General features: G+C 44.8%; 17 protein-coding genes and 1 tRNA gene. 9 read left to right on the top strand and 9 right to left on the bottom strand.

Features of this window, described 5'->3' with window-relative positions; genetic code table 11:
* Positions 1 to 33 precede the first annotated feature (33 nt).
* The 4 genes from PP178_RS12890 to PP178_RS12875 all read right to left on the bottom strand — a co-directional run bounded on the left by PP178_RS12890 (position 34) and on the right by PP178_RS12875 (position 7,398).
* Positions 34 to 1,518 (bottom strand): curlin, encoded by a 1,485-nt coding sequence (locus tag PP178_RS12890; RefSeq protein WP_272594768.1) that lies wholly within the window; start codon positions 1,516 to 1,518, stop codon positions 34 to 36.
* A 100-nt stretch (positions 1,519 to 1,618) separates the two neighbouring features.
* A complete protein-coding gene (locus PP178_RS12885; RefSeq protein ID WP_272594767.1) occupies positions 1,619 to 3,073 on the bottom strand; it encodes a hypothetical protein in 1,455 nt (484 codons plus the stop codon).
* A 100-nt stretch (positions 3,074 to 3,173) separates the two neighbouring features.
* The gene (locus PP178_RS12880; protein WP_272594766.1) at positions 3,174 to 4,649 is read right to left on the bottom strand and encodes a hypothetical protein; all 1,476 of its coding nucleotides are present in this window, start codon (positions 4,647 to 4,649) and stop codon (positions 3,174 to 3,176) included.
* Positions 4,650 to 5,211: 562 nt separating this feature from the next.
* The gene (locus PP178_RS12875) at positions 5,212 to 7,398 is read right to left on the bottom strand and encodes a glutamine synthetase III family protein (RefSeq protein ID WP_272594765.1); all 2,187 of its coding nucleotides are present in this window, start codon (positions 7,396 to 7,398) and stop codon (positions 5,212 to 5,214) included.
* Positions 7,399 to 7,605: 207 nt separating this feature from the next.
* On the opposite strand from PP178_RS12875, the gene PP178_RS12870 reads away from it, so the two are divergent.
* Positions 7,606 to 8,631: a glutamine synthetase beta-grasp domain-containing protein gene (locus tag PP178_RS12870; protein ID WP_272594764.1), complete on the top strand. Its 1,026-nt coding sequence runs from the start codon at positions 7,606 to 7,608 to the stop codon at positions 8,629 to 8,631.
* 51 nt (positions 8,632 to 8,682) lie between these two features.
* Here the strand turns inward: PP178_RS12870 and PP178_RS12865 are convergent, their stop codons facing one another.
* A complete protein-coding gene (locus tag PP178_RS12865; protein WP_272594763.1) occupies positions 8,683 to 9,621 on the bottom strand; it encodes a calcium/sodium antiporter in 939 nt (312 codons plus the stop codon).
* A 451-nt stretch (positions 9,622 to 10,072) separates the two neighbouring features.
* Here PP178_RS12865 and PP178_RS12860 point away from each other — a divergent pair, with 451 nt between their 5' ends.
* Positions 10,073 to 10,225 carry an SsrA-binding protein gene (locus tag PP178_RS12860; RefSeq protein ID WP_272594762.1) on the top strand — a complete coding sequence of 51 codons (153 nt, stop codon included), beginning with the start codon at positions 10,073 to 10,075 and terminating at the stop codon, positions 10,223 to 10,225.
* On the opposite strand, the gene PP178_RS12855 is transcribed toward PP178_RS12860, so the two are convergent.
* Entirely contained in the window at positions 10,222 to 10,734 is a 513-nt protein-coding gene (locus tag PP178_RS12855) for an adenine phosphoribosyltransferase (RefSeq protein WP_272594760.1), read from the bottom strand. The two genes, PP178_RS12860 and PP178_RS12855, sit on opposite strands and share 4 nt — an antisense overlap.
* Before the next feature lie 93 nt (positions 10,735 to 10,827).
* Here PP178_RS12855 and PP178_RS12850 point away from each other — a divergent pair.
* The 3 genes from PP178_RS12850 to PP178_RS12840 all read left to right on the top strand — a co-directional run bounded on the left by PP178_RS12850 (position 10,828) and on the right by PP178_RS12840 (position 12,389).
* Positions 10,828 to 10,904, top strand: a tRNA-Arg gene (locus PP178_RS12850).
* 182 nt (positions 10,905 to 11,086) lie between these two features.
* On the top strand, positions 11,087 to 11,413 hold the full coding sequence (locus tag PP178_RS12845; protein WP_272594759.1) for a helix-turn-helix domain-containing protein: 327 nt from the start codon (positions 11,087 to 11,089) through the stop codon (positions 11,411 to 11,413).
* Between the two features lie 184 nt (positions 11,414 to 11,597).
* The gene (locus PP178_RS12840; RefSeq protein WP_272594758.1) at positions 11,598 to 12,389 is read left to right on the top strand and encodes a hypothetical protein; all 792 of its coding nucleotides are present in this window, start codon (positions 11,598 to 11,600) and stop codon (positions 12,387 to 12,389) included.
* A gap of 820 nt (positions 12,390 to 13,209) precedes the next feature.
* On the opposite strand, the gene PP178_RS12835 is transcribed toward PP178_RS12840, so the two are convergent.
* The 3 genes from PP178_RS12835 to PP178_RS12825 all read right to left on the bottom strand — a co-directional run bounded on the left by PP178_RS12835 (position 13,210) and on the right by PP178_RS12825 (position 18,221).
* On the bottom strand, positions 13,210 to 14,799 hold the full coding sequence (locus PP178_RS12835; RefSeq protein WP_272594757.1) for an amidohydrolase: 1,590 nt from the start codon (positions 14,797 to 14,799) through the stop codon (positions 13,210 to 13,212).
* Between the two features lie 683 nt (positions 14,800 to 15,482).
* A complete protein-coding gene (locus PP178_RS12830) occupies positions 15,483 to 17,234 on the bottom strand; it encodes an ABC transporter ATP-binding protein (protein ID WP_272594756.1) in 1,752 nt (583 codons plus the stop codon).
* Between the two features lie 198 nt (positions 17,235 to 17,432).
* Positions 17,433 to 18,221 (bottom strand): formyl transferase, encoded by a 789-nt coding sequence (locus PP178_RS12825; protein ID WP_272594755.1) that lies wholly within the window; start codon positions 18,219 to 18,221, stop codon positions 17,433 to 17,435.
* Between the two features lie 243 nt (positions 18,222 to 18,464).
* Between PP178_RS12825 and PP178_RS12820 the strand changes: the two genes are divergently transcribed.
* From PP178_RS12820 to PP178_RS12805, 4 genes are read left to right on the top strand one after another with little or no spacing between them, the layout of a single operon-like run.
* Positions 18,465 to 19,136: a TetR/AcrR family transcriptional regulator gene (locus PP178_RS12820; protein ID WP_272594754.1), complete on the top strand. Its 672-nt coding sequence runs from the start codon at positions 18,465 to 18,467 to the stop codon at positions 19,134 to 19,136.
* Between the two features lie 37 nt (positions 19,137 to 19,173).
* Positions 19,174 to 20,850 carry a peptidase domain-containing ABC transporter gene (locus PP178_RS12815; protein ID WP_272594753.1) on the top strand — a complete coding sequence of 559 codons (1,677 nt, stop codon included), beginning with the start codon at positions 19,174 to 19,176 and terminating at the stop codon, positions 20,848 to 20,850.
* Positions 20,843 to 22,207: an HlyD family secretion protein gene (locus PP178_RS12810; RefSeq protein WP_272594752.1), complete on the top strand. Its 1,365-nt coding sequence runs from the start codon at positions 20,843 to 20,845 to the stop codon at positions 22,205 to 22,207. The genes PP178_RS12815 and PP178_RS12810 overlap by 8 nt, the downstream gene beginning before the upstream one ends.
* The gene (locus PP178_RS12805) at positions 22,204 to 23,637 is read left to right on the top strand and encodes a TolC family protein (RefSeq protein ID WP_272594751.1); all 1,434 of its coding nucleotides are present in this window, start codon (positions 22,204 to 22,206) and stop codon (positions 23,635 to 23,637) included. Before PP178_RS12810 ends, PP178_RS12805 begins: the two co-directional genes overlap by 4 nt.
* The last annotated feature ends 1 nt before the right edge of the window (position 23,638 follow it).

The following is a 23,638-nucleotide window of genomic DNA, read 5'->3' as shown; positions in this document are numbered from 1 at the left end:
CTTTAATCTAATATTCCGGTCTCCCGTAACATTTTAACAATCAGGACATACATCTTCAAGATCAAAATCCGGAACTGTATAATCCATATCCAGATTCATCTGTTCATCAAAATAACAATCTACGCCACTTGCCCCAAAATCTCCATCAGGCCCAAGCTGTAATATATCTGCCTGGTTTCCGGAAGAAGGTCCTAATAACCCCTGTTCAACACTATAACTCTGACCGTCATACTGCACCACCAGGGCTGCATTGTTATCTCCCCTTTGGGCGGTATAAGCAGTGTTAAAGTCACCGAACTGGTGAGTATTAACCATATTTCCTGTTCCTACCTGTGTAGAACCGGCAATATTTAAAAATCCAGTTTGTGTCTGTAAGGCCTTATTGCCTGATCCATCCTGCCAGATCCCGGCAAAATTAACCGCCCCATCCTGGACCTGTTTGGCATAATTATCCGCACCGGTTCCCGGGTGATCCTGGAAAATACCGGCAGTATTATATGCACCATCCTGCTCCTGCTCTGCATAATTACTGGCGTCAACAGCGCCACCCCACTGCACTATTTGAGCATTTTGACCAATACCATTTTGAGTTTGCTTAGCCTTAGCGCCGACAGATCGATCAAAAGATTGACCGGCGTAGAAAGGATCAATGTTGGGATCAAGAAGAGGGGCTCCGACAGCTGCAATAAAATCTACAAAGGGAACATGAGGCGATAAAACTGCCCCTTGTTCGATAGCTGCGTAATGACCATCTCCGCCTACCCCTGCCGTAGAATTCTGCATTTGCTTGGCCTGGTTATCATTACCGATCTGCTGGGTACTGGCAAGATTCCTGGCGCCCGCACTTTCCTGGGTTATAAACGATTCATTACGATTACCAATTTGCCGGTTCCAGGCTTCGTGACCGTCAGAATTCTCCGGTCCAGCATCCTGCAGGATCATTGATTTGTTAGCACTTCCCCTTTGACGCGTCCAGGCATCGCTGTTATCCCAGGTCTGCTGAATAGTGGCCTGGTGACGAGCTCCATCTTGCTCTATAGCAGCATAATTATCCTCGGCCTGGTTGGCAACACCTTGTCTGATAAGGGCCTTGTTATCGATACTAGTAAGATTATTCTGCCCCTGCCGGGTTACCGCGTTGTTGCGATCTCCTTCCTGACGGGTAGTAGACTGGTTCGTGGTACCACTCTGTAGCACCTCCGCAAGATTTTCAACCCCACTGGCAGCACTGACTGCCCCGGTTTGGCGTACACGGGCCTGGTTTCCCCCTAGACCGGCACCATTATCCTGGTTTGTATAAACCGACTGGTTAGTCCCGGCCTGGCGTACTCTGACACGGTTATCATCTCCATTTTGAATAGAAAGGCCGGTGTTGGCATCGGCATCTCCAGAAAGATTAGCAACTGCTGTTGCCACGGGCGCTGTACCCTGTGCGGGCCCCGGCGGATCTACGGTCACCTGCCCAAAGGCCAGGGTTCCAAATACGAGTGCAAAAGCACTAATTATATATTTTTTCATCTTATTATTTTTTTAAATGAGGGATGAGCACTTGCTGTGCTCCTTAAAGAATAGAAAGCCATAGCCCCAGGGATGGGGCTTATGGCATCACTCTATAATTCTAACAGTCATCACAAATATCCTCAATGACTACTGGTGGAACGTCATAAGTCATATCTAAGTTCATCGGTTCGTCAAATTCACATGGAATTGCTCCGGCACCGAAGTCCCCGTCAGGGCCCATTTGCAGGATATCGGCTTGATTGCCCCCTGCAGATGTATTGAAAATTCCAATGCCTACATTTTGTTCAACACTATAGCTTTGACCATCATGTTGTACAACTAATGCTGCGTTGGCAGCACCTTCTTGTCTGGTATTAGCGTAATTAAGATTCCCTCGCTGATGAATATTCAGTAAATGAGCATTACCATATTGAGAAGATAAAGCAATATTACCATCACCTTGTTGATCTTGTAATGCTTTATTTCCACCACTCCAACCAAGAACCTGGATTAGACCGGCATAATTATCATCTCCTGATTGACTTTGTTTTCCATAATTATTGCCACCCGATTGACCAAGCCCTGCTACATTTCCTGATCCAGAAAGTTGTTCTTGCTCTCCGTAGTTATCAACGCCATTCTGAATCATTTCTACGTTATTATCTTCTCCATATTGTGTTTGTTTGGCCTTATTGGAAGCAGTAGGGAAGGAAATAACATCATATGGAATTGGAATATTGCCAATAATATCCTCAATAACTGGTAAATCAGGATTTCCAGAAAATGTTGATGATTCTTGGATTACCGTAGCCGTATTACCAGGATTCCCAGTAATAGCTGAAGTCACCTGTAATTGCTTGATCTGGTTATTATTACCTACCTGACGTGCGAAAGCAGTATTCCTGCCCCCGGCTCCGCTTTGATCGATAGCCGTTTCATTCTCACTACCATCCTGATAACTGTAGGCTGAATGCCCATCGGTCTGATTAGGCCCGGCATCCTGTAGAATCATGTTCTTATTCCCAGTTCCATTTTGCTGGGTCCAGGCTTCACTATTATCATAGGTTTGTTGGGTGTGCGCAATGTTATTATCCCCGTCTTGTTCTATAGCCGCAAAGTTATCCTGGGCTTGCTGACCGGTTCCCTGGCGGATCCGCGCTTTATTCCCGGAACTCGCATCATTATTCTGTCCCTGGGCCGTAAAAGCGTCATTATAATCTCCCTCTTGTTTTGTAAAGGATTCATTAGCCGTACCGGATTGCTGTACCTCAGCTTCATTGCCAACGCCACTGGCTGCTTGGACTTCACCCGTCTGCATCAACCAGGCCAGGTTACCACCTGTTCCTGTTCCGTTATCCTGGGTGGTCCTGGCTGATTGGCTCGTTCCAGCCTGCCGCACCCGTACGCGATTATCATCCCCGTTCTGAATCGACAGCCCAGTATTGGCATCTCCATCCAGTGACAGGTTCGGCACAGGAGTAGCATCCGGAGCCGTTCCGGCCGAATTCGTAACCTGCCCAAAGGCAAGGCTTCCGATCATAAGTGCACATGCACTGAGTATATATTTTTTCATCTTATTATTTTTTTAAATGAGGGATGAGCACTTGCTGTGCTCCTTAAAGAATAGAAAGCCATAGCCCCAGGGATGGGGCTTATGGCATCACTCTATAATTCTAACAGTCATCACAAATATCCTCAATGACTACTGGTGGAACGTCATAAGTCATATCTAAGTTCATCGGTTCGTCAAATTCACATGGAATTGCTCCGGCTCCAAAATCACCGTTAGGACCCATTTGCAGGATATCGGCTTGATTGCCTCCGGCAGATCTGTCTAATGCAAACAATCCCGCATTTTGCTCTATACTATAACTTTGTCCGTCATGCTGCACCAATAAAGCAGCATTTCCTGCGCCATGTTGAACAGAAGTCCCAAAATTAAGATTACCCCTTTGATGGATATTCAAAAGATGCTCTGATCCCATCTGCGAGGATAAAGCTTCGTTTTCATCTCCTCTTTGATCTTGCAGAGCTTTATTAGCTGAGCCAGTTTGCGTTAGCCCAGCCCTATTGTCTGCACCCGTTTGGTATTGTTTGGCATAATTGGAAGGCTCACCGGTATAGTGATGTCCCTGAAATATAACAGCATCATTTCCGGAAGACCCAACATCCTGTAATTGTTCTGCATAATTACTGGCGTCGACATCACCACCCCACTGGGCTATTTCTGCCCCATTATTTTCTCCATACTGGGTCTGTTTTGCCTTATTACCCGCAGTAGGAGGATTAAACCACACTGTGTTAGCTTGAGGATCATAAGCAAGCATGTCTGAAGCAAATTGACTTAGGGAAGGAATTTCAAAGAAAGTACCTTGACTTACTGACCCACGATTTCCACTGGAACCAGAAGGCGCTGAAGTGACTTGTAATTGTTTAGACTGATTATCAAAACCTATTTGATAAGCTGTAGCCGTATTTCTTCCTCCAAGACCACTCTGATCAATTGAAGACTCATTTCTATCACCCTCCTGGTGATTAAAAGCAGAATGCCCATCGGTCTGATTAGGCCCGGCATCCTGAAGAATCATAGACTTGTTCTCATTTCCAACTTGACGAGTCCAGGCTTCACTATTGTCATAAGTCTGTCTAGTGAAAGCTATGTTATCATCACCATCCTGTTCTATGGCGGCGAAGTTATCCTGGGCCTGCTGACCGGTTCCCTGGCGGATCCGCGCTTTATTCCCGGAACTCGCATCATTATTCTGTCCCTGGGCCGTAAAAGCGTCATTATAATCTCCCTCTTGTTTTGTAAAGGATTCATTAGCCGTACCGGATTGCTGTACCTCAGCTTCGTTGCCTACGCCACTGGCCGCCTGTACTTCCCCGGTTTGCATCAACCAGGCCAGGTTACCACCTGTTCCTGCTCCGTTATCCTGGGTAGTCCTGGCTGATTGGCTCGTTCCAGCCTGCCGCACCCGTACGCGGTTATCATCCCCGTTCTGAATCGACAGCCCAGTATTGGCATCCCCATCCAGTGACAGGTTCGGCACAGGAGTGGCATCCGGAGCCGTTCCGGCCGAATTCGTAACCTGCCCAAAGGCAAGTCCCCCGATCATAAGCGCTGCTGCGCTTAACATCACTTTTTTCATAATATATAGAGTTTAAAGGTTAAAATACACTTCTAAAAGCAGGGGAGCTTTTGATTGTTACAAGCGGGGGAGCTTTGGTTGGGTTGGTCCCGGATCCCGGGCATCAGCTGTCGACATAATATACCTAGCAGACCGATCGGTCATATAGGTTACTATAGCTGTACGAAGTAGGGTCCGGAGTGCTTGGGTGAACTCCGGGCATAGATAGGTTGTTCCTTTAAATTAAGATTGCGTGGGGTGCAATTGGAATGTTAGTTCTGGCCTGTCCTTTAAGGATCTCCATTTCGCTAACGGACATGAAATTGAAAAAATTTTTAGAGAATAGAATCTATTTTTCTTAATAATTGTTAAAAGGTCGGGTTTGCTCGATGAACTGCATACTCGATACTAAAAATTGATATATCTCTAATTTAAGAGGTGGTATCTTGAGAATTCGCTAAACAATCAGTTAATCCTATACATAACACAAAATTCATATTAAACTAACCTTAAGCTAAACCTCAGGAAAAAGCCCCTAATAAAGGGGCTTTTATACTATTTTCTATGTAGGCTTAGTTCTACACTAGCGGGTGAATAATAACTCACGGTACTTGGCCAGAGACCAGGATTTATCCTCTACGATTCGTTCCAGTCGGTCGGCATGGTAACGGATGTCGTCAAAATACCCCCTTACCGTTTCACAGTAGGCATCGGCCTTTTTGTGGATGTCATCCATAGTATTGGCACGCCTCCTGGCATCAGTCATCGCATCGGTATGCTTTTTCAGTTCTGAAATATGCTCCCCTATCTTCTCGATGATCTCCAGCTGCCCTTCAGACACCTTCTTGTGGGCTGCCCCGTAGATCTCCTTTAAACCGGTCACGTTGCGGATCAGTTTGTTCTGGTATTCTACCGCAGAAGGAATTATATTATTATAAACCAGCTCAGTAAACACCCTGCCCTCTATCTGTATCTGGAAGATATAGGTCTCCAGCTCCACCTCGTGGCGGGCGCGGACCTCGGTCTCGCTCATCACCCCGATCTCGTCAAAAAGGTCTATGCTCTCTTTACTGGTCAATACTTTGAGCGCCGAAGGCGTAGTCTTGTTGTTACTGAGCTTCCTGCGCTCGGCTTCCTTTTCCCATTCGTCACTATACCCATCCCCGTCAAAACGAATGCGCTTGGACGATTTGATATACTCACGGAGCACATTAAAGATCGCCTCATCCTTTTTCAGTTTCTTCTTTTTGATCAGCGAATCCACCTCCTTCTTAAATAATCGCAACTGTTTAGCCACGATCATGTTCAGAATGGTCATGGGCCTGGCACAGCTGCTCTTGGAGCCTACCCCCCGCATTTCGAATTTGTTTCCCGTAAAAGCAAAGGGAGAAGTACGGTTCCTGTCTGTATTATCCAGTAGTACATCGGGGATCTTACCCACCACGTTCAGTTTCAGCTCCGTTTTTTCTTCAGGAGATAACTTCCCTTGGGAGACACCCTCCAATTCATCCAGTACCGCACTTAATTGCGTACCGATAAATATAGAAAGGATGGCCGGCGGTGCTTCGTTGGCTCCCAAGCGGTGATCGTTACTGGCAGATGCAATGGAAGAACGTAATAGTTCTTCGTATGTATCTACTGCTTTGATCGTATTTACGAAAAAGGTCAGGAATTGCAGGTTCTTCATTGGCGTAGAACCCGGGCTTAATAAGTTAGTACCGGTATCTGTTGCCAGGGACCAGTTGTTGTGCTTCCCGGAACCATTGATTCCCGCAAAAGGTTTTTCGTGAAAGAGGACCTTAAAATTATGGCGGTCTGCTACCTTGTCCATCACGTCCATCAATAAAAGGTTGTGATCCACGGCCAGGTTGGCTTCTTCAAAGACCGGGGCCAGCTCGAACTGGTTTGGCGCCACCTCGTTGTGACGAGTCTTTACCGGGATACCCAGTTTCATACATTCCAGCTCCAGCGACTTCATGAATTCCAGCGCACGCTTGGGAATCACCCCAAAATAATGATCATCCAATTGCTGCCCTTTAGCGGCCAGGTGCCCTACAAGGGTACGGCCGGTTAGCAACAGGTCGGGGCGGGAATTCGCAAGGGCCTTATCCACCAGGAAATACTCCTGTTCCCATCCCAGGGTTGCAGTGACCTTGCTTACGTTCTTATCAAAATATTTAGCGACTGCCGTTGCAGCCTCATCTACGGCACTCAACGCGCGCAATAAAGGTGCCTTGTTATCCAGGGCTTCACCCGTATAGGCTACAAAAATGGTAGGGATACATAAGGTATCTCCATACAAAAACGCCGGTGAGGTAGGATCCCAGGCTGTGTATCCCCTGGCCTCGAAAGTATTCCTGATCCCCCCGGAAGGAAAACTGGAAGCATCCGGCTCCTGTTGTACCAGCTGGCCTCCACCGAATTTTTCAAGTGCTCTCCCGTCGTAATCCATATCAAAAAAAGCGTCGTGCTTCTCTGCAGTTGCCCCGGTCAGGGGTTGAAACCAGTGGGTATAATGGGTCGCCCCCATACTGATAGCCCAGGACTTCATCCCTTCGGCCACCTGGTCTGCCATTTTACGATCGATCTTATTCCCGGAGTGCATAGCCCCTTTAACGCTTTCAAAAGCTTCCTTGGTCAGGAACTGACGCATGCGACTTTCATTGAAAACATGGGATCCGAAAATCTCGGATCGGCGTCCATCGTGCCGATCCGCAATTTTTTCCCGGTTATAACTTTCCTGTATGGCTTCGTATCTGATTTTAGACATCTATATGTGTTTAATGGTTTTGATTCCAGCTAAATTAAGCATTTCCAATTTTAATGGGGTGAAATTTAATTTTTCGCAATACACCCCAAAAAAAAGGGGGGTGTTGATAATTATGTCGATATTTTTGATATTTACCCCTATAATTTGCGAAGGTATGTAATGAAAATACATATTTTTGACCCATCATGTAATTTAATTGATGGTATTATGAGTAAAGCAAAACTAGAGTACATTTGGCTGGATGGTTACACGCCCACCCAGGAGTTACGAAGCAAGACAAAAGTAGTTGACGGGTTTGACGGCAAACTGGAAAGTTGCCCGATGTGGTCCTTTGACGGTAGTTCTACCTTACAAGCAGAAGGAGGTTCCTCTGACTGCCTGTTGAAGCCGGTAGCGATCTACCCGGATCCTGAAAAGAACAACGGGTGGCTGGTTATGACCGAGGTACTGAATGCAGACGGAACCCCGCATGCTTCTAACCACCGTGCGAAAATTGATGATGACGACAATGATTTCTGGTTCGGCTTTGAACAGGAATATTTTTTAATGGATACCGAAACCGACCTTCCACTTGGATTTCCAAGAGGCGGGTTTCCCGGTCCACAGGGACAGTACTACTGCTCTGTTGGCGGACGCTATACCTGGGGGCGCGACTTCGTAGAAGAGCACCTGGACATTTGCCTGGAAGCGGGATTGAACATTGAAGGGATCAACCAGGAAGTAGCCCCTGGACAATGGGAATTCCAGAATTTTGCCAAAGGAGGAAAGAAAGCCGGGGATGAACTGTGGGTGGCCCGTTACCTGCTGAACAGGCTTACAGAAAAATACGGTTATTATATAGAACTGCACCCGAAACCTGTTAAAGGTGACTGGAACGGAAGTGGCATGCACGCCAACTTCTCTAACACAACCCTGCGTACCGCCGGGAGTAAAGATGTTTACGAAGCTATCTGCGAGGCATTCCGACCTACTGCAAAAGACCATATCAAGGTTTATGGTGCACACAACGATCAGCGCCTGACCGGTGCGCACGAGACGCAGTCAATCAACGAGTTCTCTTACGGGGTCTCTGACCGTGGAGCATCAATCCGTATCCCGATTGCCACCGTAGAGAGTGGCTGGAAAGGATGGTTGGAAGACAGGAGGCCCGCTTCTAATGCCAACCCATACGAAGTTGCAGGACGAATAATCAAAACTGTAAAATCTGCGAAAGTAGAGGCTGTTGTCAGTTAATTAGAAGAAACTATCATAGCTTAAAGAAACCCCGGAAATCTCGGGGTTTTTTTATTGGAATGATACATAAAGGAATACAGCATAGCCTAGAATCAGCACAATACCATCGCGCCATCCCAGCCGAAGGCCCCTGGGCAGGAATACCAGGGGTAGTACCAGGAAAGAGAATCCTAGCATCCAGAAGATATCAGACCTCAACAATTCGTCATCCAGGACGTAGACAGGGGTGATCACCGAGGTAACCCCCATGACTGCCAACAGGTTAAATATATTGGACCCCAATAAGTTACCCAGAGATATGGACTTCTCTTTTTTGATGACTGCGACTACGGAAGCCGCCAATTCCGGGATACTTGTTCCTACAGAAACGATAGATATCCCGATTAAACGTTCACTGACCCCAAAAGCGGAAGCGACCCCCACGGCACCGTTGATCAACAATTCGGACCCGGCCCAAAGGGCTGTTCCCCCGATCCCGAGGAACCATACGATTTTATAAAGAGGTAGCGGAATATCATCTTCCAGCAGGTTATCGGCAACGGCCACTTTCTGGAATTTCAGCAGGTAGACCAGGAATATAAATAAGCTGACAAGCATGATGGTCCCTTCACCACGGGTCAGTTCCCGGTCAAAAAAGATAAAACCGAAGAACATCAGGGAAGCCAGCATGACCATGGGCCAGTCGACCGTATAAAAGCTTTTGCGCACCTCTATATTTCCCAGTGAAATAGTAATAGCGAGTACCAGGCCCAGGTTCGCGATATTGGACCCCACCACGTTCCCGAGAGCCAGGTCGGGGAAGCCGTTGAGGGCCGCGTTAACACTGACGATAAGTTCAGGGGCTGAAGTAGCAAAAGACACCACCGTCATCCCGATAACGATCCGTGGTATGTCTAATTTTAGAGAAAGGGCCACTGCAGCCTTCAATAACCAGTTCCCCCCGAGGATAAGGATCAGTAGACCTGCCAGGATAAAGAGGGAATTCATCATACACAAGAATACCTAAAAAATTAGATTGCCATAATGATAATCATCAAAATCAGGATTTTGATGATGAATTCGCCCTTGATGTTGTGAAATTACATAAAATTACCCCTATGATTATTACATTTTGAAACTATAAACACACTTAAGCATAACATATGAGAACTTAAACCAAGACTATAATGTAAATATTAAAATAGTTATGATTTTTATACTTACAATTATGTATGCAGTTTCATAGATTAAGCCTAAAATCTTTGGAGCCAGGATTTACTTTTCTATATATTTTCTAAACCGAAACCAATAAATAACCTAAAAACAGAAGTAGTATGATCACCCTGGCAAAGTTAGTATTGACTCTTTTAATCTTTTTAATCGTTATTTTAGTCTAGCGATAGGGAAAGCACCTTTATCCGAACTGTGATAAAGGTTTTTCTGCATGTACGAATTAGTGAATATGAAAAAGAGTTTCTTTAAAATGCTGGCAAAGCTCAACAAGTGGTTGTTGCCGTCATACAGTAAGCGTAACCTGGATCTCTCGAAGGCCAGTAAATTCCAAATGGCTGTAATCGGATGGCGGTATTACGTGGTACGCCAGGCACTGGATTAGAACTCCATCAAGGAGGCGACTTTAAACCCATTGAGCTTTTCTATCCCTTTCAATGATTTTATTTCCAACAGGAAAACACATTGCACCACTTCTCCCCCCAATTGCTCCACCATATCACATACTGCCTTTGCCGTACCGCCGGTAGCCAGTACATCGTCGTGGATCAGCACGCGGTCTCCTTTACTAATACTGTCTGTGTGCATTTCCAGGGTATCGTCTCCGTATTCCAGGGAATAGCTGGCGGTAATGGTATCATGGGGAAGTTTCCCGTTCTTCCGGACCGGGATGAAGCCGGCCTGCAGCCTCGCCGCCAGCATGGGCGCAAAGAAGAATCCCCGGCTTTCCATTCCAACCACATAATCAATTTTCTGGCTTTCCAGAAGTTGCAGCATGGCTTCGTTGGCTTTTAGCAATGCCTCGGGGTTCTTAAGTAAAGGGGTAATATCCTTAAAGAGAATACCTTGGGTGGGAAAATCCTTGACATCGCGTACAAATTTCTTAAAATCCATTTTTTTGGGCTGCTGTTATTTTGCCCTAAAAGTAAAAAGAAATATATTTGCAGCCCGAAATGATTGAAAGGTCGCTTCGGGAAACACCAAAACGGCCTCGTGGCGCAACTGAATAGCGCATCTGATTACGGCTCAGAAGGTTCCAGGTTTGAATCCTGGCGAGGTCACCACCCGAAACCCCTGTAAACACAGGGGTTTTTTAGTATCTGCACTATTCCTTTTCCCTGTATAATTTACATTTTTTTGCACGCAAATTGTACGATTTACCGTAAATTTTCTACAATTTTGTACGCAAATTGTACGATACTCCTTAATTTTTCCCCACCGTACAATTAGTTACCAACCTAGAATTATGGAAATAACTGGAAAAGAAATTATTGACTATCGCAAAGTGAATAAACTCAAGCAAGATGATTTGGCATCTATACTTGGAGTGGCGGTAAGGACTATCCAAAATTATGAAGCAGGAGGGAAAATCCCACAATCACGAAAGTCACAGTTAAAAAGTCTGTTACACGAAAATAAAAGAACTACTAAAAAGCTTCAAGAAATAGATCTTGATGAATTAATTCAATGGTTAACCTTACACAGGGAGCAATTAGAGTTAAATCCAAAATGGAACGCCTTTATTAAGAGAGAAATTAAAGAAAAATTAAACTCAGCATTAAATAAAATATAATTCTTTTAAACTTAAATTGACATTACTAAACTTTTGTGAAGCTTATAAAGGATGCATTTGGTACTTCTGAGTACGCATCAGATGCATTATATCCACCTGGTTTAAATTGATCTCCATGATATATTTTTTCTAAGGTTATATTTTTAAATAAGTAGTAAGAGGTGCTTGCAATACATCAAATTACATGAAAAATCTTTTTGGGTCGAATACTTTCTGGGGAATAACAGGATTAATAGTGGCCATCCTTTTATTCTTTATTGGTTATTACCTAGGAGATAAAAAGCGAGAACCAGTTTATGCCATTAAAAAGGAACCGTCATTAATATTTGACAAAAATAATTCCGCTCCGAATATTAAACTCTATGCTAACGATTCGACCTTAATTGTAGATAATGTATATGTCACTAGTATAGTTATTTGGAACAACGGAGAATTAGAGATTAAAAAGTCAGACTTACGAAAAGACTTCAAGATCTATATTACAGATGACGCTAAAATTCTAGATTATAAAATTACGCATGAGACACATCCAAATTTGAGTAATTTCCGAATTAAAAAGATTAAAGAGTTTTTAATATTGGACTGGGATTATTTCGATCCTAATTTTGGAGTTGAATTGCAAATTACTTACACCGGCAACGAAAAAAGTCATGCTATAGCTGATGCCTATGTTTTAAATGCAGAACTAAAACAAGTCTTTCCTAAAACCCCATCAAGTAAGAAAGAAATGTTAACAGTAATTCTCGCTACCTTGTTTTTGAATATTACCTTTCTACTTGTTTTAAGTTTTCAAAGAGGTTTAGAAATTAAAGATAAAATAATAGCTAGACTGGATGAAAATTATAAAAAGCCTATGAAGAGTAATATTTTATGGTCTCCTAGAGTAATTATTCTAATTTATGTATCCGCAGCTACAATAATTTTATGTGTTTACCTCTATAAGGAAGTTATTGATAAAACTGAATTGCCTTTTTAATTAGAAATATCATTTGCGGTTGCCTTGAAATATAATTTTCCTACAAAATCCATTTATAATAAAGTAAATTATTGCGCTATAAAACACCCGAAATAATGCGTTATTTTTTGTACTTAAATTGTACGATAAATGATAATTATCCTCTTCAGGCATTGTAATCATTGACGGTGTAGCCCTAATTACGGCTCAGAAGGTTCCAGGTTTGAATCCTGGCGAGGTCACTTAAGCATCAAAAGCTCGCACGCAAGTGCGGGCTTTTTTCATTTTCCGAGGCCGGGAGTTCGCTCCCAGGCTGAAGGGGAATGAAGAAGGCCATGCAGACCGCAGGGCTGCAGCTTTTGATGTAGACTACGGGAAAGCCAGAATGCGCCGAAGGTGAATCCTGGCGAGGTCACTACAAGCAGAAAGTCCATCACCTAAGTGATGGATTTTTTGTTTTACGGAACATTGAAAGCTTTGCTTTCAGAATGTGTAGTAAAACGAAAAGACATGGGCGGCAGCCCATGGACTTTCTATTTGCAAAGGGGAGTAAATCAGGATCATGAAATAATCCTGCCTTCGCTAAAGCTACGTCTGGCAAGCCTGGCGAGGTCACGACACTCACAAAACCCTGCACGCAAGTGCGGGGTTCTTTATTAGGCACCGGCGTCGAAAGCCACGCTTTCGTAAGACGGGGACGAAGAAAGAAGCACAAAGCCGAATGGCTTTAAAGGGTTTTGTATTTGCAACATTGGGCACAAAGGATCACGAGTGAAGCGAGTACTCCTCGTGAGGTCATTTTAAATAGAAAGTGTCTTCTGATTTTCTCTAGATAGATTTGCTATTCTTTCTTTAACGTAGGATATTCCACCCCTATCTGCTCTAAATAAGTATCATATTTAGTTTCATCGTAATAGAATTTTTTTAACTGAGCTCTGTATTGATCTTGTTTATCCTGATTTAAATAAATTGGCGGCATATCAGATTCAGAAATCATAGGCTCAAATTTCGATTCCTTAGTTTGTTCATTATTGAAATAATCCCATGCCTGCCTCAGTAATTCGGGCTGGGTGAGAAAATCAATTATGGTCATGGCTTCTGCTTTGGCTCCTGCTACCACACCTTTATGTGCAATGGGGGTAGCCATAGCAATGGCATTGCTCCAATGATGTCCCTGGAGACCGGGAATATTGGACGGAAAACGCATAGTCACCGTGGGTACTTTCCAGGAAATATCACCAATATCGTCAGAACCACCACTTACCGGATCTATAACCGGCAATCCAATGGTGTCTAGTTTTATGGCCAAACCCTCAACTTCTTCAGAGTTTACTTCTGATTGAACGGCTTTGGCCAAAGTCTGATCAGCCTCCGACCACTCGGGCAGCCCCACCTGCTTAATGTTTTCGTACATTGTTTCTGCAATCACTTTATTAAAGTGCCGAGGCCAGGCAGCACCCAATACCTTTGAAGTCATTTTGGTACCGGTCATCAACGCAGCCCCTTTGGCCATATCATTAGCCGTAGCATACATATCCATAATTCCCTTATAGGTAATATCTCTGAAATAAAACCAAATAGAGGCCTTAGAAGGCACTACGTTCGGCTGATCTCCCGCGTCCGTAAATATGGAATGCGACCGTCTTAACGGATGTAAGTGTTCTCGCTTATAATTCCATCCAATATTCATCAGTTCAGCAGCGTCCAGGGCACTTCGGCCTCTCCATGGTGAACCAGCGGAATGTGCCGCTTCACCTTTAAAAGAATATTCAACTGAAATAAGACCTGTGCCACGAGCGGGACCGTAGGAAACACTTAGATTATTGCTCACATGGGTAAAAATGCACATATCGATATTGTCAAAAAGACCATCACGAACATACCATGCTTTGGCAGCTACCAGCTCCTCAGCAATACCCGGCCACACGACTAAAGTGCCGCCAATATTTTCCCGCTCCATAATCTTTTTCACAGCTAAAACCGCAGTAATGTTTAATGGAATTCCGGCATTATGGCCCTCACCATGCCCAGGAGCACCATCTACCATGGGTTTGTGATAGGCCACTCCCGGATATTGTGAAGCTTTGGGAATGCAATCGACGTCACTCCCAATAGCAATCGTAGGTCCCTCTCCGTTACTCCACTCTGCAAACCAGGCAGTTGGAATTCCGGAAATAGAGTTTTCTATCGTAAAGCCATTGTTCTCTAAAATACCAGTAAGATACTTTGAACTTTCTACCTCTTGAAAACCAAGCTCTGCAAAGCTGAATATTTTGTCTACCATTACCTGGGCTTGTTTTTTGTCCGCATCGACCAAGGCAGCGACTTCTGCTTTTAATTCATTGATCTGTTCCTTGGAAAATGATTGCTGCGCTGTAGCACTAGTGCCGATAAGCAATAGAAGTGTTAGGGATAATTTGAAGATGTTCATAGGATAAGGTTTGAATTACTTTTTGAAAGAGAGTAACGAATATAAACTATATATAGAACTTTTCATTGGATGCAGTATGGCCTGCCCGAATAAGCCGCAAGGCATGGGCGGGTTTGCAGTTTGCAGTTTGCAGTTCGCAGTTCGCAGTTCGCGGTTCGCAGTTTACAAAAAAACTGCTTTTCCATATACCCAGAACTTCTATCACCTACACCTACCAGTCCCTTGGTAGCTGTGTAACTTTGTCCCTTTGTCCCCCTGTAACCATACAACACCCGCCCGACTGAACGTCTTTCGGTCAGGTTGTAACTAAACAGACTGCAAGCTTTTTGCATTGAAATCTTTTATCTTGACTCCGGGGCGGGGTTAAGAACCCCGGCCTGAATAGAAGCGCATCTTACTGCATGCTTCCTGCAGGGAACTGCTATAACCTTGAACCGGGGTGGAGCCAGAGGCTTCTGGTTAGCGGTTAGCGGTTAGCGGTTAGCGGTTAGCGGTTAGCGGTTAGCGGTTAGCAAAACAAATCTTTCCATATAAAAAAATTGCAATCCCCTATCCCCTCTTGTCCCTATGTCCCTCCCGCCCGAACGTGCCGTTTGGTACGGGCGGGTTGTACCTATGTACCTGTGTAACTTTGTCCCCCTGTAACCTTGTAACCTTGAAATCGTGTCACTCTCAAATATTCCTCAGATCTTCGCCTGGTAGGTAAACAGGTCGTGGTAGCGACCGCCGGCTGCAATCAGAGTATCATGATTGCCGGTCTCGGCGATCCGCCCGTTCTCTATGACCAGGATCTGGTCTGCCTTCTTAATAGTACTCAGCCTGTGGGCAATGATGATCGTAGTCCGGTCCTTGATCAATTCCTGTAAAGACCGCTGTATGAGACCTTCGCTCTCCGTGTCCAGGTTAGAGGTAGCTTCATCCAGGATGATGATCCGGGGGTCTGCCAGTATCGCCCGGGCGATCGAGATCCGCTGCCGCTGCCCCCCTGATAATTTTACCCCGCGTTCCCCGATCAGGGTATCCAGCCCATCGTCAAACCTATCGGTAAACTCGTTTACATAAGCCGCCTCTACGGCAGCCATCAGCTCTGATTCACTGGCATCGGGCCTTGGAAATAATATATTCTGCCTGATGGTACCTTCAAATAAAAATTCGTCTTGCAGCACTACCCCCAAATTCTTGCGATAACTGCTGAGTTGTACGGTAGTCATATCATGCCCATCGATGAATACGGTTCCTTTGGTCGGAGTTAAAAAACTGGAACAGAGTCCGGCTATGGTCGATTTCCCGGAACCCGAACCGCCTACCAAGGCAATCACTTCTCCCGGCATGACTTCAAAACTGATATCATGAAGCACCTGCTTGCCTTTTTCATAAGAAAAGCTCACCTCATCCAACCTGATCTTGCCCTGTATTCCATCGAGCACCACAGGACGGTCCATCATTTCGTCCTCGGTGGTCATATTCATCAATTCCTCAGTACGATCCAGGCCTGCAAGCGCTTCGGTCAATTGACTTCCTATATTACTCATTTGCACAATAGGAGCAATCATGAACCCAAGGAGCAACGTAAACAAGAGAAAGTCGCCTGTTGTCATGGAGGACTGGATCATATAATAACCCCCGATGCCCATAATTCCCACAGAGGCCAGCCCCAGTAAGAATGTTGACGAACTGGTCATCAGGGCAGTTGCGGTAAGGCTCTTTTTTACATTCTGAAAAAGTCTTTCTACTCCTTCTTCAAAGATCAGGTGTTCCTGTGCCTCGGCATTAAACCCCTTTATCACCCTTACCCCGGCAAGGGTTTCCGTCAGTCTGCCGGTCACTTCCGCATTGATCTTCCCACGCACACGGAATATCGGCCGAATATATTTAAACGCTTTTAAAGCCACGTACCCGAATATCGCCACGGGCAGAAAAACAAATAAGGTCATCCAGGGATTAATATTAATCAATAACAACAGGGAGATTACAGCCGTAATTGTACCACCCACCAACTGCACGAGCCCGGTCCCGATGAGATTCCTTACTCCCTCCACATCAGACATGATACGGGATACCAGGGCTCCTGATTTATTGTTGTCAAAAAAACTGATCGGCAGGGATAACACCTTTTTCTGAACCTCTGCCCTGAGCTCACTGATCAGGTATTGCGCCTGCACACTCAATAACCTGGTAAGTAGAAATGAGGTCACTGCCTGCACCAGCAAGGCAAGCCCCACCATCCATAAAAGCGTATAAAGCCCTTGCATATCCTTGTTGGGCACAATGACATCCAACAACTCTTTGGATTTCAGCGGCAGTACGAAGCCTGCCAACCTACCGATAACAATAAGTATAAGGCCTACAAACAAAAGGTTTCGCCTGGGCCAGACAATACTTCTGAAAGCCGAAGCCAGAGTAACTTTTCCTTTACTTTTATCTTTGTCAATCATAGCTGACAAAGATAGCTTTAAGAGTTAATATATACTCCTGGTAATTAGGGGAAGAGGCTTTCGTTATTGGAAGTCAATTTAGAAATATAGAAAAATGTGAAAATGCAGAGTGAGAAACTTTTCAGACAAGTCAGAATAAAGCATCAACAGTACAAATTAACAGCTTGGTGTAAACTCCAACCGGATACATTAATGCTATTACTTCACATCAAGTAGAACTCTATTGGTAATATATTCCCAGATGGTTGGGTGCGAATACATGGAATCTTCAGTAGTAGCGAGATCGGTATCGTGCGTTTCATTGCCATTGAGCATGTCTTCTATGGCTCTTTTATACAAGGGTAATCCTTTAACTAATTGCAGATAGGGATAGGTATAGTAATTATCCTTGTCAGTAATGGCTATGGTATCCTGGTACAAAATTCTCCCGGTATCAATACCTTCGTCTATCTTGTGCACTGTTACTCCACAATGCGCAAGGTCTTTTCGTACCAAAGCCCAATACGCTCCATGCCAGCCACGGTAGCCCGGAGTAATCCCGGCATGAATATTTATAAAATCAGCCTGGGTCGTCTGTAAGGTTTTGCCGGACAGAATACGCGTATTGACCACCCCGACCACCTCCGGATCAAGTTCTTTTAAGGCTGAAATACACAGGTCCGAATTAACAGAGGGAACTCTCAGTATTTTGCTTTCAGGAATAGGTGTACTGTCAAGATTACCTTCTACTACTATCTCTTCAAAACGCTTTCTGGAGGACCATCGCAAATATGGAACTATAAAAATCCTGTTTAACACCTGCCCTATGACTTTTATCCAACCTATGTTTTTGATCCTCCGTTTTAAAAAGGTCGATGTACTGATAGGTTTCTCAATGATGACCTTGTCAATATTTATTCCATGATGCATTAAATAATTATATACCATGACCGGGTAATCTCCCTCTCCAACCAGCATCACTACCTTTCTGCTAAACTTATACGACATAGCATACCATGAATTATAGCGTTATTCTTCTCGGTCCCAATTTAAAAAGCCCCTGAAAGACAAACGTGCGCTATACATTTAGCTTTTTGCCAGCTTGAAAATTGAATTAGCAGGTCGTGTTTTCCCAAGTTAACCGCCAGGCATAGAAAGCATTTGCTAATCTATCATTGGTTTAAATTATTGTTAAATAGTAGCAATGCTTATTTTTATGATAGTATTACTATTATATTTGCAGGGTTTACTATGAAAAGCCTCTCTTTACATATCGATATAGACCCGGCATTCTACTGTAAGAACCCAGACACCACTGAACTTGGTCGCAAGATCATTACACAGAGCATCGAAATGATCGACACCTTGGGTTTTGAAGCTTTCACCTTTCGTAAACTCGCTAAAACTATCGGTTCCACTGAAAGTTCTATCTATCGTTACTTTATAAATAAGCACGCATTACTCGCTTACCTCTTTAGTTGGTACTGGAGCTGGAAAGAATACCAGTTGGTCTTCGCGACCAACAACATGGATGACCCCCTTGCAAAACTTAAAGAAGCGATCCGTATCTTAACTGATGAAGTAACAGAAGACAGTGCGGTATCCTATATCAACGAGGTGACCTTAGATCGTATCATTATAGCCGAAGCTTCTAAGGTCTACCTGACTAAAGAAGTAGATACTGAGAACGAAAAAGGTTACTTCAGAGTTTATAAACGGGTTGTAGGGAGAGTGGGGTCTTTTGTACTGGAGAACAATCCGGATTACCAATTTCCACATATGCTTGTTTCAACCATAATAGAAGGTTCCCATGCCCAACGCTTTTTTTCTGATCATTTACCTAGCCTCACAGATACTGAAACCGGGAAACAGAATATTGTTCGGTTTTACACTGAAATGACCATTAAAGCCATTAACCGTTGAGATTATTTTATTCTATAACCGATTAACTGAAAGGCTGATGAAAAGTAAAATCATGACTCCCTGGATCCGGTTTGTAAGCTTGTTAAAGCTAGACAGAAAGGATCTTCGCCAATTATTCCTATATGCCATTCTCGCCGGTGTGGTCGCCTTGTCCCTCCCACTGGGAATTCAAGCCATTATAAACCTGATACAAGGAGCACAGATCTCAACTTCATGGATCGTTCTTGTTGTGCTTGTTACCATGGCGGTAGCCTTCCAGGGAATACTGCAGCTGATGCAGCTAAGGATCCTTGAGAATATACAGCAGAAGATCTTTATCCGATCCTCCTTTGAATTCGCCTATCGGTTCCCGAAGATCAGGACCATTGAACTGCGTAAATATTATCCGCCGGAATTAGCCAACAGGTTCTTTGATACGCTTACTGTTCAGAAAGGCCTATCCAAGATCCTGATTGATTTCCCGGCCGCCCTGCTGCAGATCCTATTCGGACTCTTGCTGCTCTCTTTCTACCACCCTTTCTTCATTCTCTATGGCCTGCTGCTGATCGGCCTGGTTTACCTGCTTTTTCAATTCACGGCCGCGAAAGGACTTGCGACCAGCCTTGAGGAGTCTAAGAGCAAATACAAAGTAGCACACTGGATACAGGAAGTTGCCAGGTCCCTGATGAGCTTTAAACTGTCCGGGGTTACTTCCCTGGCCATGAACAGGAATGATAAACTGACCGTTGATTACCTGGATTCCAGGGAAGGTCATTTTAGAATCCTGCTCTTGCAATTCGCACAATTTATAGGGTTCAAGGTACTGGTTACCGCAGGACTGCTTCTTATTGGCGGACTCCTGGTACTGAACCAGCAAATGAATATTGGGCAGTTTGTCGCAGCTGAGATCATTATTCTTCTCGTAATTAACTCGGTGGAAAAAGTGATCACCGGCCTGGACACCTTTTACGACGTTCTTACCTCCCTTGAAAAGATAGGAGAAGTAGTTGACAAAGAATTGGAACCCCAGGAAGGGGAAGATCCTTTTGAAAGAGAAGTCCCATTTCACCTGGAGTTAGACGAGTTACGCTACAGCAGCCCGGAAGGACAGGATATACTGAAAGGAATTTCATTCGAGATCGACGCAGCTGACCGAATACTATTGCAGGGTGCATCCGGTTCCGGTAAAACAACATTACTCAAGATTATTTCCGGGGTACTGGAATACACTGGGGGAGCATTTTACATCAACGATCGCTCCTACAAAGGCGTCTGGCCAAACATATACCGATCTAAACTGGGACAGGTTCTCCCGGACCAGAGCCCCTTTGAAGGCACCATCCTTGAGAATATCACTTTTGGAAGAGAAGATATTTCTAACGAGGAAGTACACCATGTCCTAAGGCAATTGGAATTGCTCGATTTTGTACGAGAGCAACCCAAGGGTCTGAAGACAAAACTATATCCCGAAGGTCAATATATCCCCTACTCGGTGGCTATCAGGATCGTCCTGGCCAGGGCCATCGTTCACAAACCAAAGTTCCTGGTTTTAAAGGATCCCTTAGAATTGGTTGATAGTGCTATCGCCGAAAGGATCATTGAATTCCTCGCGGCACCGGAAAGACCCTGGGCACTGATCGTGGTCAGTCGCAACCCTTTATGGGAAAAGGCCTGTAATAGAATCATCCAGCTGGATGATGGTAAAATATTGACAAAATCCGGAAATCATGCTTAATATTTCACATAACAAGCTCAACCAGAAAGTGAAACTGGATCATTTTAAGTCGCATTCCAGGGTTTTCCACGAAAGGCACTATGCGGTTCTCAATAAATTCATCGCTGCCTTTTCACTGATCGCTATCATAGTTCTCTTCCTCCCATGGACCCAGAATGTTGCCGGGAGGGGGTTTCTCACCACCCTGACTCCGGATCTCAGGCCGCAGACCATTCAATCCCCTATCCCCGGGCGAATTGAGAAATGGTATGTCAGGGAAGGAGACTTTGTCAGCAAAGGGGATACCATACTGTTCATTTCAGAGATCTATACAGAATACCAGGACCCCAAACTTGTAGAACGGACAACCCAGCAGCGTGAGGCTAAACAACGTTCGGTTGGATCTTACCAGGATAAAATCCGTGCCCTGGACCAACAAATAAGCGCCCTGCAGAAAGAGCGTGAGCTGAAACTTTCACAAGCAAGGAACTACCTCAAGCAAGCCAGGCTTAAGGTAAAAAGCGATAGTATTGACCTGGAAGCTGCCAAAACAAATATAGCCATTGCAGAACGGCAATTTGACCGGACACAGACCCTGCAACAGGAAGGTTTTAAGGCGGTAACCGATGTAGAGGAAAAGCGACTTAAACTACAAGAGACCCAGGCTAAACTGATCTCACAGGAGAATAAATACCTGGCCAGTCAGAATGAAGTGCTGAATGCTGAAATGGAGATCGCAAGGATTGATGCCGAATACACCGATAAGATCTCAAAAGCCAGGAGTGAAAAATATTCAGCAGCATCGGGGCAATTTGAGACCGAGGCAGAGGTGAGTAAGCTGGAGAACCAGGAGAGCAATTACCGGATCCGCAGTTCACAGTATTATATCACCGCACCCAATAATGGTTATATCAACAAAGCCATAAAATCCGGGCTTGGTGAGACGATCAAACCCGGGGAGAAACTCGTTCAGATTATGCCAACCGGTTATGACCTGGCGGTTGAAACCTATATAGAACCCATAGACATCCCGCTGATCCAGATTGGTGAACCGGTTCGTGTACAGTTTGATGGATGGCCTTCTATCTTTTTCAGCGGCTGGCCCAATGCATCGTATGGCACTTTCGGCGGACAGGTGGTCGCGATTGAAACCTTTATCAGTGATAATGGTAAATTCCGAGTGCTGATAGCCCCCGATCCGGATGACAGGCCATGGCCCGAAATGGTCAGGGTTGGCTCAGGAGCTTATACCATTGCCTTACTAGAGGATGTCCCGATTTGGTACGAGATCTGGAGGCAGTTAAATGGCTTTCCTCCAAATTATTATACTACCGAAGGCAGTACTGGAACCGAAACTCCGGCAAAGGGAAAATCATGAAACAGTTCTTACCATATTACATAGGCCTGATTTTATTCTGTTCGATAGTCGTCGGGGCTCAGGGCCAATCCTTAGAAAGCACCTCATCGAACGTCTTATCTTTTGAAGAATTCATTGGGCAGGTAAAAAGACATCATCCCCTCATAAAACAGGCGGACCTGCAATTAGGCTTCGGGGAGGCAGAACTATTAAAATCCCGGGGGAGCTTTGATCCCAAAATCGAGGTAGATTACGACCGCAAGGATTTTAAGGGAACAGAATACTACGATGTACTGAATGCCACCTTCAAAATTCCTACCTGGTACGGACTGGAGTTTAAAGCCAATTTTGAAGAAAATACCGGGCAATTCCTGGACCCTTCACTTACGGTTCCCGATGGAGGGCTTTACAGTGCAGGGGTAAGTCTTTCCCTCGCAAGGGGCCTGCTGATGAACGAGAGGATGGCAACCTTGAAACAAGCCAAGCTATTTCGCGAACAAAGCAAGGCAGACCGCGAGTTACTGGTCAACCAGATATTATACGAGGCCAGCCAGGCCTACCTTCGCTGGCTGGAAGCCTATAACGAGCAACAGATCTACCAAAATTTCCTCGAGAATGCTGAACTCCGTTTTCGAGGGGTGAAACGCAGTGTTGAGACCGGTGAAATGGCGGCTATTGATTCGGTAGAGGCCAAGATCATTTTACAGGACAGGCTATTAAACCTTGAAGCGGCGACCTTGAAGACTATAAAAGCATCCTTGAAACTGAGTAATTTTCTCTGGATAGACGATGTCCCCCTGGAATTAAAACAAACTGTGATCCCTATTAGCCCGGAACCGGGGATAATGGCTACTTTTTTAGGCACGGATTCCCTCTGGATTGCCGGTACACCAATAGAAGAACATCCAAAACTGCGGTCGCTAGATCTTAAACTGCAGAGCCTGCGCGTAGACAGGGCCTTAAAACGGAACCAGTTGCTCCCCCAGCTTGATGTACAGTACAATTTTATCACAGAAGACGCATCGACTGTTAACAGCCTGGACACAGACAATTATAAGGCCGGGCTTACGTTCAGTCTCCCATTATTCCTCCGAAAAGAACGGGGAGCCTTAAAACTGGCAAATTTAAAACTCAGGGAGACCAGCTTTGAACGTACCTCTGCTACGGTCAGCATTCAGAACAAGATTGAGGCTGCCAACCGGGAGATCATCTCCCTAGCAACTCAAAATGAACTTGTAGGTGCCATGGTCAACAATTACCGGGAGCTGTTGCGTGCTGAGGAGCGAAAGTTTCAACTTGGAGAGAGCTCCTTGTTCCTGGTGAACAGCCGCGAACAAAAACTGATCGATGCGCGCTTAAAAGCTAATATGCTCAATGTAAAAGCCCTCGAAGCCCAGGCAGGGTTACTCAACGCCATTGGAAGATCGCCCATAGAACCTTTAGAAGACTGAA

Source organism: Zeaxanthinibacter sp. PT1, assembly GCF_028464225.1.
Classification (GTDB): Bacteria; Bacteroidota; Bacteroidia; order Flavobacteriales; family Flavobacteriaceae; genus Zeaxanthinibacter.
This window is presented reverse-complemented; position numbering and strand designations above follow the sequence as displayed.

What these genes read in the sequence shown, in the direction of transcription:
- PP178_RS12815 (WP_272594753.1), top strand. Translation starts at nt 19,174, where the DNA reads ATGAAAAGTAAAATCATGACTCCCTGGATCCGGTTTGTAAGCTTGTTA.
- PP178_RS12825 (WP_272594755.1), bottom strand. Translation starts at nt 18,221, where the DNA reads ATGTCGTATAAGTTTAGCAGAAAGGTAGTGATGCTGGTTGGAGAGGGA.
- PP178_RS12810 (WP_272594752.1), top strand. Translation starts at nt 20,843, where the DNA reads ATGCTTAATATTTCACATAACAAGCTCAACCAGAAAGTGAAACTGGAT.
- PP178_RS12880 (WP_272594766.1), bottom strand. Translation starts at nt 4,649, where the DNA reads ATGAAAAAAGTGATGTTAAGCGCAGCAGCGCTTATGATCGGGGGACTT.
- PP178_RS12845 (WP_272594759.1), top strand. Translation starts at nt 11,087, where the DNA reads ATGGAAATAACTGGAAAAGAAATTATTGACTATCGCAAAGTGAATAAA.
- PP178_RS12875 (WP_272594765.1), bottom strand. Translation starts at nt 7,398, where the DNA reads ATGTCTAAAATCAGATACGAAGCCATACAGGAAAGTTATAACCGGGAA.
- PP178_RS12840 (WP_272594758.1), top strand. Translation starts at nt 11,598, where the DNA reads ATGAAAAATCTTTTTGGGTCGAATACTTTCTGGGGAATAACAGGATTA.
- PP178_RS12805 (WP_272594751.1), top strand. Translation starts at nt 22,204, where the DNA reads ATGAAACAGTTCTTACCATATTACATAGGCCTGATTTTATTCTGTTCG.
- PP178_RS12890 (WP_272594768.1), bottom strand. Translation starts at nt 1,518, where the DNA reads ATGAAAAAATATATAATTAGTGCTTTTGCACTCGTATTTGGAACCCTG.
- PP178_RS12860 (WP_272594762.1), top strand. Translation starts at nt 10,073, where the DNA reads ATGAAAAAGAGTTTCTTTAAAATGCTGGCAAAGCTCAACAAGTGGTTG.
- PP178_RS12835 (WP_272594757.1), bottom strand. Translation starts at nt 14,799, where the DNA reads ATGAACATCTTCAAATTATCCCTAACACTTCTATTGCTTATCGGCACT.
- PP178_RS12820 (WP_272594754.1), top strand. Translation starts at nt 18,465, where the DNA reads ATGAAAAGCCTCTCTTTACATATCGATATAGACCCGGCATTCTACTGT.
- PP178_RS12865 (WP_272594763.1), bottom strand. Translation starts at nt 9,621, where the DNA reads ATGATGAATTCCCTCTTTATCCTGGCAGGTCTACTGATCCTTATCCTC.
- PP178_RS12855 (WP_272594760.1), bottom strand. Translation starts at nt 10,734, where the DNA reads ATGGATTTTAAGAAATTTGTACGCGATGTCAAGGATTTTCCCACCCAA.
- PP178_RS12830 (WP_272594756.1), bottom strand. Translation starts at nt 17,234, where the DNA reads ATGATTGACAAAGATAAAAGTAAAGGAAAAGTTACTCTGGCTTCGGCT.
- PP178_RS12870 (WP_272594764.1), top strand. Translation starts at nt 7,606, where the DNA reads ATGAGTAAAGCAAAACTAGAGTACATTTGGCTGGATGGTTACACGCCC.
- PP178_RS12885 (WP_272594767.1), bottom strand. Translation starts at nt 3,073, where the DNA reads ATGAAAAAATATATACTCAGTGCATGTGCACTTATGATCGGAAGCCTT.